Source organism: Microbacterium sp. (genome assembly GCF_031178525.1).
Classification (GTDB): Bacteria; Actinomycetota; Actinomycetes; order Actinomycetales; family Microbacteriaceae; genus Microbacterium.
Genome location: NZ_JAPSJA010000109.1, coordinates 1 through 8,429, shown reverse-complemented (window position 1 = coordinate 8,429; position 8,429 = coordinate 1). Strand labels below are relative to the sequence as shown.

7 protein-coding genes are annotated in these 8,429 nt (G+C 70.4%); 3 read left to right on the top strand and 4 right to left on the bottom strand.

Annotated elements, in window-relative coordinates; all coding sequences use genetic code 11:
• The 4 genes from RIF89_RS08520 to RIF89_RS08505 all read right to left on the bottom strand — a co-directional run.
• Positions 1-874, bottom strand: an 874-nt coding sequence (locus tag RIF89_RS08520; protein ID WP_309068692.1) for a glycosyltransferase family 2 protein, incomplete at its 3' end; no start/stop codon positions are given.
• Positions 871-2,802 (bottom strand): glycosyltransferase, encoded by a 1,932-nt coding sequence (locus tag RIF89_RS08515; protein WP_309068691.1) that lies wholly within the window; start codon positions 2,800-2,802, stop codon positions 871-873. The genes RIF89_RS08515 and RIF89_RS08520, both read right to left, overlap by 4 nt.
• A 65-nt stretch (positions 2,803-2,867) precedes the next feature.
• Positions 2,868-4,202 carry an O-antigen ligase family protein gene (locus RIF89_RS08510; RefSeq protein ID WP_309068690.1) on the bottom strand — a complete coding sequence of 445 codons (1,335 nt, stop codon included), beginning with the start codon at positions 4,200-4,202 and terminating at the stop codon, positions 2,868-2,870.
• Positions 4,199-5,482 carry an O-antigen ligase family protein gene (locus RIF89_RS08505; RefSeq protein WP_309068689.1) on the bottom strand — a complete coding sequence of 428 codons (1,284 nt, stop codon included), beginning with the start codon at positions 5,480-5,482 and terminating at the stop codon, positions 4,199-4,201. The genes RIF89_RS08510 and RIF89_RS08505 overlap by 4 nt, the downstream gene beginning before the upstream one ends.
• A gap of 155 nt (positions 5,483-5,637) precedes the next feature.
• Here RIF89_RS08505 and manA point away from each other — a divergent pair, with 155 nt between their 5' ends.
• The 3 genes from manA to RIF89_RS08490 all read left to right on the top strand — a co-directional run.
• Positions 5,638-6,828 (top strand): mannose-6-phosphate isomerase, class I, encoded by a 1,191-nt coding sequence (gene manA, locus RIF89_RS08500; protein ID WP_309068688.1) that lies wholly within the window; start codon positions 5,638-5,640, stop codon positions 6,826-6,828.
• 176 nt (positions 6,829-7,004) lie between these two features.
• Entirely contained in the window at positions 7,005-7,328 is a 324-nt protein-coding gene (locus tag RIF89_RS08495) for a WhiB family transcriptional regulator (protein WP_203137801.1), read from the top strand.
• 97 nt (positions 7,329-7,425) lie between these two features.
• On the top strand, positions 7,426-8,429 hold a 1,004-nt coding region (locus RIF89_RS08490), incomplete at its 3' end, for a glycosyltransferase (RefSeq protein WP_309068687.1).

The window sequence follows — 8,429 nt, the reverse complement described above, 5'->3', positions numbered from 1 at the left end:
GCCGGATGAGCTCCTTGGCGAACGTCAAAGCGGTTCCGAGGGCGAAGCGCACCGGACGGTAGGCGCCGTGTGCCTTGAAGTAGTGCTTCATGATGCCGCGGTTGCGCATGATGTAGTACCGGTAGGCATTGCTCGACGCGTTGAGGTGGCGCACGCCCATGTCCCACTGCTTGATCTCACGGGTGCGGCGCAGTACGAACTCGTTCACGATCGCGGAGGTCGTCACACGCGAGGCGAGCCAGCCGTAGACGGAGTCGTCCCAGTAGATGAAGAAGCGCGGATCGGGCAGGCCGATCTGCGAGACCACGTCGCGGTGGATGAACATGCCCTCGAAGCACCCCGAGTTCATCTCGCGATAGCCCGACGCGTCGAAGCCCGCGGGCGCGAACGGGATCGGGATGCCGAGCGGGATCGACAGGCGGTACTGCCAGTAGAACTCGCTGCCGTCGTAGTCGTAACGGCGGCCCTGGATGCTGCGGAAGCGCGGCGTCCAGACCCCCATGCGCGCCAGCCCGTCCGGGAGCACCTCGACGTCGTCGTCCATGAGCCAGATCCACGTGGAACCGAGCTCATGCGCGACGCGCATCCCCTCGCTGAACCCACCCGATCCGCCCGTGTTCTCCTCGAGGCGGCGGTAGACGATCTCGCTGCCGAGGGAGGGGCGGAACGACTCCACGACGTCCGTCGTGTCGTCCGCCGACGCGTTGTCGACGACCACCACGTGACCGGGCTTGGGATCCATCCGCCCGATCGACTCGAGCAGCCCGCGCAGCAGGTGCGAGCGGTTGTAGGTGACCACCACGATGGTCGCCGATGCCGGATCGAACGACGCCGGCAGCGTCGCGTCCGGCGCGGGCGCGAGCGCCTCGCTCACTTCCCGCTCCCGGCGAAGATGTCGTCCCAGGTCTGCACCGAGGTGACCTTCTTGAGCTGACGCCGATACTGGCGCGCCAGCGTCCGCCAGTTCCACCACAGCCGGGCGTGCAGGCTCAGCGTCTCGAGCAGCATCGAGCGGAAGCGGTCGCGGTCGCGCGTGTAGATCTGCTTGCCGCCGCCGTCGGCCGACGAGACGAGCGCGCTGTCGTAGAACGGGATGCGCCACCAGTTCGCGTCGCCCTTGGCGAACTCGACCTCGGGCATCCGGACGTTCTTCGGCTGCGGCTTGTGGAACCAGTGGGCCGCGGTGTGCACGAGCGTGAAGGCGACCATCCTGATCCCCGACGGCGCGTGGTTGATCGTGAGGCGGCGCACCCGTCGGTAGATCGGGCGCCCCTTGCGTGAACGCAGCACCCGGTCGGTCTCCTTGTGCACGACCGTCTCGGGGAAGTCCTTGGCCTTGGCGCGCGCGTCAGGCATCGCCGTGGCGATGTTCTCGACCATGTGCTGGGGGCCCGACAGGACGTCCCGCAGGGCCTGCAGACGCAGCTCGGCGGGGTAGTACTGCATCATCAGCAGGTGCTTCATGCCGGTCTTGATGCTGGTCGAGACGAACGAGCCGCCCCGGGCCTTCTTCGAGTGCAGCAGCGCCGCCACCGTGCGGTTGCGGGCGTGGAAGTAGGCCTGCCAGTCGATCGCGTCGTCCTTGCCGATCCACGACACGTGCCACAGCGCCACACCGGGCATCGACACGGTCGGGAAGCCGGAGCGGCCCGCGCGCAGGCAGAACTCCGCGTCATCCCACTTGATGAACGCCGGAAGCGAGAGCCCGACCTTGCGGATCGCGGCGGTGGGGATCAAGCACATCCACCAGCCGTTGTAGTCGGCGTCCATGCGCATGTGCAGCTGCTTGGTCTGGCGCAGGTTCGTCACGCCGAAGTCGTGCGGCATGAGCGAGTCGGCGAACAGGTTGCGCCACATGAACTGGTCCTCGTCGACGACCTCGGCCCAGGCGTGCAGCTTGGGGCGGTCGAGCAGGTCGAACATGTGGCCGCCCACGAGCGTGGGCTTGGTGGTGTACCGGCCGAACACGATCGAGCGCCGGAGGGACTCGGGCTCGATGCGCACGTCGTCGTCCAGCAGCTGCACGAAGTCGCTGTGGGGGCGCTTGAGCGTCTCGGACATGGCGCGTGCGAACCCGCCCGAGCCGCCGAGGTTCGGCTGGGTGATGAGCTCGAGCTGCTCCCCGAGCGCGCCGGCGACCTCGGGGAAGTCGGGCTGGGCGTCGACGCGGTCGGTGCCCTGGTCGACGAGGAAGACGCGGTCGACGAGCTCCATCACCTCCGGGCTCTCCGTCAGCGCGCGAAGGGTGTCCACGCAGTAGTCGGGCTTGTTGTACGTCGTGATGCCGAGGGAGGCCTTGCCGGTGCGCACCGGGTCCTGCTCGGTGGTCCACTCAGCGCCCTCGAAGATGGCGTCGTCGGCGTCGGTCGCGATGTCGAACCAGATCCAGCCGCCGTCGCTGAACTGCGTCAGCGCGATGTCGAACGTCGCCTCGCTGGATCCCGTCACGTCGCGCGTGTCGAGCCGCTGGCGCACGCCCGCCCCGTTCGAGCGGAACAGCAGGATGGTGGCGGCGCCCGTCGTGCGCACCGTCAGGCGTACCTCGCGGATCGGCGTCCAGTGCTGCCAGTAGGCCGCCGGGAAGGCGTTGAAGTACGCACCGAACGACACACGGCGCCCGGCGACGACGCGCGCACGCGTACGGCCGAGCACGTTGCTCAGGCGGGCGTTGTCGGAGACGCGGAGCGGGCTCGACTCGGCCTCGATCTTCACGACCGACCATGCGTCGGGGTCGGCGTACAGCGGCAGCAGGTCGGGGTCGCGGTCGAGGGGGAAGACCACGTTCTGGAGGACGTAAACCAAGGGCGGGCTCCGAACGATATCAGCGTGAGTGCCGCCGGACGGGCGGCGGCGGACCGCCCACGAGCCTACCGTGCGCCCTGGAGCGGATCCTGGGACCCGCCCCCACCCGCGACATCGCGGATCCGCTCGCGCCACGAGCGGGACTGACCGGCCCGGACCGCGCACACCACCAGCATCATCCAGCCGAGGCCCGTGAGCGTGAAGCTCTCGAACATCGAATCGACGAGCAGCGCGACGAGCATGAGCGGGGTCCACGCGTACACGACGGACCGGCGGGCGCCCGCCACGAGCCAGGACCGCACCATCGCGACCGTGCACAGCACGGCGAACAGCAGCAGGCCCGCCCACCCGACCTGGATCAGCACGTCGAAGTAGGCGTTCAGAGCGGACGCGTGGGTGTCGTCGAGGGAGAAGTTGATGACGTTGAACGGGTAGGGCGCGCCGTCCCCGGCGCCGCGCAGCCAGGGGCCGTGCCATCCCCATCCCTGCACGGGACGCGGCCGCACCCAGTCGAGGATGACATTCCACAGATCCGCGCGGGTCGAGAAGTCGGATGCCGCGTCGAGCAGGCGGATGATCCGGTGCCGCAGCAGGTAGCACGTCGCGAGCACGAGGGCGACGACGGTTCCGATCACGATGTGGGTGCGCCCGCGACGCTCGGGCTCCGCCCTCCGCACGATCCCGAGCGCGAGTGCCCCGACGCCTACCGCGACAGCCAGCACCAGCACCGTGGGCGATGCCGACAGCACGGCCAACAGGCCCGCGAGCGTGAGCGAGAACACCGACAGCCGCAGGGAGATCGACTGCGAGAGCCATTCGATCGCGAACGTGATGAGCGCGAGCACGGCGACGAAGCCGAGCATGTTGCGCGTGCCGAACACGCCCTGCACCGGCCCGCCCTGGGCGATGTCGCCGGCGACGCCGAGGAACGGGAACGGGATGTCGAGCAGGATCCCCGACAGGATCTCGACCGCGAGCGAGAGCCCGAGCATCCACCGCAGGACGTCGCCCAGTGCCCGCACCGTCTGCAGCGTGTCGCGCACGTGCGCGATCACGAGCGCGAGCAGCCCCCATCCGAGCAGCTCCAGCCAGCCCCGCATCGTCGAGGGCTCGTCGAACGACCACAGCATGCTCGCCAGCGTCCAGGCGAAGAAGGCCAGCAGGCTCGTGGGTGCGAAGTTCAGGAGGCTCAGCTCGTCGCGCCGGGCGATGAGGATGGCGACGCCGACCACGTCGAGTGCGATGACGATCGTGACCAGCGTGACGGGGCCCGCGGTGCGGGTGATGAGATGCGCGGCGAACACGGCGCCGAGCGCCGCGATCGTGAAGGCGCGCGCGAAGTCGGCCGATTGCAGCAGCCGGAGCAGTGAACCCGGCGGCGCATCGCCGGCGGTGGTCATCGCGCGGGCTTCCCCGTCACGGGTGCGTCCGCGCCCACCCCGACGATCGGGGCGAGCTTCATCTTGAAGGAGAAGAGCACCGCGAACGTCCAGCCCCACAGCATGATCGGCCCCGACTCCGTCAGGCCCTGTACGAGCAGGATCGCGACCACCAGGGGCGCCAGCATCGAGATCGGGGAGTACGGGCGGTTGGCGTCGAGGTCCCAGCGGGGGCGATCGACCGCGAAGAACCACGCACGCCAGGTCATCGCCGCGTACGTGACGAACATCAGGATGACGCCGATCGCGCCGAGCTGGAGGAAGACGTCCAGCCACATGTTGTGCGCGTGGAACACCGACAGCCCGTGATCGACGATCCAGCCGTCGAAGGCGGGGTCCCACGGCACCCAGGGGCTCGAGAAGCCGTTGCCGTGCACCGGATGCGTGATCGCACGCTCCCACACCGTGGTCCAGATCTCGTCGCGTCCCGTCAGCGAGTCGTCGCGTCCGAGCATCCCGAGCACGCGATCCCACAGCTGCATGACGAGCACCGCGCCGATCGCGCCGATCGCCGTGAACAGCAGGTAGCGGCGGCTGCGCTCGCCCGCGGTGCGCGCCCGCCGCATCACGAGCATCGCCAGCAGCACCATGAACGCGCCGGCGAACGCTCCGAGGGCCGTCGCCGAGCCCGAGCGGACGAACAGCACCGCGGTCAGGGCGAGCCACACGGTCTGCATCGCGGCGTACGGCGGATGCGTCGCCAGTCGGATCGCGAACACCGCGAACGCGAGCACGCACAGGATGCCGAGGTAGTTGGAGTTGCCGACGACGCCCTGGATGCGGTCGCCGATCAGGGCGTCGAACAGGTGGCCGCGCACCCAGTACCAGTGCGGGTCGAAGCCGTCGGGCGGCGAGACGAAGTTCGGCAGCAGCGGCTCACGACGGATCAGCGCGACCCACAGCTCGATCGCGATCGACAGGCCCATGACCCACTTCAGCGCGGCGTCGAGCGCGCGCAGCAGCTCCTGCCAGGTCAGCACGTGGGCGAAGAACAGTCCCTGCAGCGTGCCCGCGGCGAGCAGCGTCCACGTCAGGAGCGTGGCGGCTGGCCAGTTCGACCAGAGCACGGACACGAGCGCCCACGCGACGTAGGCCAGCGCCACCCACGGCAGGCGTCGCCACCGCAGGCCGTTGCGCCGGATGAGCGGCACCCAGATCGCGATCGTCGCCGCGCTCGTCGCCGCGAGCACGACGGCCGCGCCGGCCTGTCCGAGGAGGTTCCAGACCGCCGCGTGGGCCACTCCGGAGAAGATGACGAATGCGGCATACGCACGAAGGAACTGATGCGCAGTGGCCTCTCTCTCCGGTGCTTCCGGAGGGCTCTGAACCGGGTACCGCGTGATCTGGGCCATCGTGCCTCCCAGGCTACAGTGACGGCGCGGAATACCCTGGGGGCGTGCTTCTTCCGCTGACCAACGCCCCGCGCGATTACGCGTGGGGCTCTCGCTCGATGATCGCGACCCTCGAGGGGCGGGATCCCGCCGACTCCCCGGAGGCGGAGGTGTGGTTCGGCGACCACCCGTCGGATCCGTCGGATCTCGCCGACGGATCCGGTCTCACGCTGGATCGGTGGATCGCGGACGAGGGCGCGGCGCACGGTGTCACGGGCCGGCTGCCGTACCTGCTGAAGCTCCTCGCCGCGTCGACCGTGCTGTCGATCCAGGTGCACCCCTCCAAGGCGCAGGCGGAGGAGGCGTTCACCCGCGAGGCGGCGCTCCCGGAGGGGGCCGCGCGCAACTACGCCGACGACAACCACAAGCCCGAGATGATCGTCGCGCTGTCGGAGCGCTTCGAGGCGCTGTGCGGCCTGCGCGAGCTCGATGCGACGCGCCGCATGCTCGCGGCGTTCGGTGACGCGGCCGAGCCGCTGCGACGGCGCCTCACGGACGAGGCCGGTCTCGCCTCCGCGATCGGCTGGCTGCTCTCAGGCGACGCCCGCGACGTCGTGCATGAGATCACGGCCGCGCTCGCCGACGTGCAGTCGACCGAGTTCGCGGCGGAGCTCGCGAACGCCCGGCGGATCGCGGTCTGGTACCCGGACGATCCGGGCGTCGTGGTGGCGCTCCTGATGAACTACGTCGTGCTGCGCAAGGGCGAGAGCGTCTTCCTGCGCGCCGGCATGCTGCACGCGTATGTCTCGGGACTCGGCGTCGAGCTGATGGCGGCGAGCGACAACGTGCTGCGAGGGGGACTGACGCCGAAGCGGATCGACGTCGACGAGCTGCTGCGGATCCTCGACCCGACCCCTGCACCGGTGCCCGTCGTGCTGCCGGTCGCGGCGGACAACGGCTCGCGCGGCGTGGAGCGCTTCCCCGCGGACGTGCCCGACTTCGCCCTGCTGCGCGTCCGGGTCTCCGGCGGATCGGAGGCGATCGTGCGCCCCTCCGGTCCCCTCATCGTGCTCGCGACCCAGGGCGCCGTCTCGGTCGGCGGTGCGCACGCATCGCTCGACCTCGCTCCGGGACGCGCCGCTTTCGTGACGCCCGACGAGGCCGAGCTGCGGATCTCGGGCGATGGGGAGGCGTTCATCGCGCAGCCGGGCTCGCCGTCCGCACTCGCGGTGTCGATGGATGGGGACGTCGCCTGACTCCGGAGAATCCCGTCTCGGGATCGCGACACGCCGAGCGCGACACGCCGTGGCGCGTCAATGAAGGTTCACGTGCCGGTTGAGGCTTTACGATCTGCGGCTTGATAAATGCGAATGACACGGGTGTAATTACTTCCACACCGCCCGAGGGGGGCCTGGAGGAGTGGGAGAGCGAAATGTCTGCATCGCAGTACCGTTCCGGCGTACCGGACAACTGGTTCGTGGATCCGGTCAACCTCGGCGTGCCCGGCGTCCGCACGCCGCAGCCCGACGAGGACAGCGCGCTCGCGTGGCAGAGCGACGCGCTCTGCGCGCAGACGGATCCTGAGGCCTTCTTCCCCGAGAAGGGCGGCTCGACCCGCGACGCAAAGCGCATCTGCACGTCGTGCGATGTGCGCAGCCAGTGCCTCGAGTACGCGCTCCAGAACGACGAGCGCTTCGGCATCTGGGGCGGCCTCAGCGAGCGCGAGCGGCGCAAGCTCAAGCGCGCTGCTTCCTGACTCGCGGGCAGCGTCACGAGGCGCTCCCCGCCAATGTCGGTCTCCTCGGCGCGTGACGCCGGATCGCGCCTGACGCCGACCTAGGCTTGCCCGCGTCATGCCCCCCGCCGTTCACGCCATCCTCGTCGCGCGCGCCACGCCCGAAGCCGCCGCCCAGCTCGAACGCACCCTCGCCGCGCTGCGCGCGCAGGAGCGCCCGGTCGACGCCCTCACGGTCGTCGTGTGCGGGTCCGCCGAGCGCATGCGTGCGCAGATCGACGCCTCGGGAGCCGAAGGCGCGATCGAGGCACCCGCGGGCACCTCCTTCGCGTCGGCCGTGCGCCTCGCAGCGGCGCGGGTTCCCGAGGGACGCGCGATCTGGCTGCTGGCCCATGACACCCAGCCGGAGCCCGCGACGCTCGCGGCGCTGTCCGCCGCGCTCGAGCGCGCGCCCTCCGTCGCGATCGCGGCGCCCAAGCTCGTCGATGCGCATGATCCGGCGGTGATCGTCTCGCTCGGCATCAGCATGACGCGCTTCGGGCGCACGGTGGCGCTCGCGAGCGGGGAGTTCGACCAGGGTCAGCACGACGGCGACGACGACGTGCTCGGCGCCGACCTCAGGGGCATGCTGCTGCGCAGCGATGCACGTGCGCACCTGCTGCCCGATCCGGCCCTCGCCGGTGCGGACGAGGGCCTCGACATGGGTGTGCGCGCCCGGCTCGGCGGGCGGCGCGTGGCGCTGGCCCCCGGGGCGCGACTGCATGCGCCCGTCGGCGGCATGGCCGGTGTGTCGGAGCGCCCCATGGCCCGCGCGTTCGCCGTGCGCACCGCGCAGCTGCATCGCCGCCTGGCGTACGCCCCCGCCTGGGCGGTGCCGCTGCATTGGCTCTCGCTGCTGCCGCTGGCGCTGTGGCGCACGTTCCTCCACCTCGTCGCGAAGGCGCCCGCCCAGGTGCCGGCGGAATGGGCGGCCGCCGCCACCGTGATGGCGCGGATCGCGGCGATCACGCGTTCGCGGGGGGAGATCCGCGCCATCCGCACCGGTTCGTGGGCGCAGATCGCGCCGTTGCGGGCGACGAACGCGCAGCTGCGCGAGCATCAGGACCCCGACGACGGCGAGCC

Bases quoted from the DNA above. Each gene is read 5' to 3' on its own strand.
- RIF89_RS08495 (WP_203137801.1), top strand. From the start codon at position 7,005: ATGTCTGCATCGCAGTACCGTTCCGGCGTACCGGACAACTGGTTCGTG.
- RIF89_RS08510 (WP_309068690.1), bottom strand. From the start codon at position 4,202: ATGACCACCGCCGGCGATGCGCCGCCGGGTTCACTGCTCCGGCTGCTG.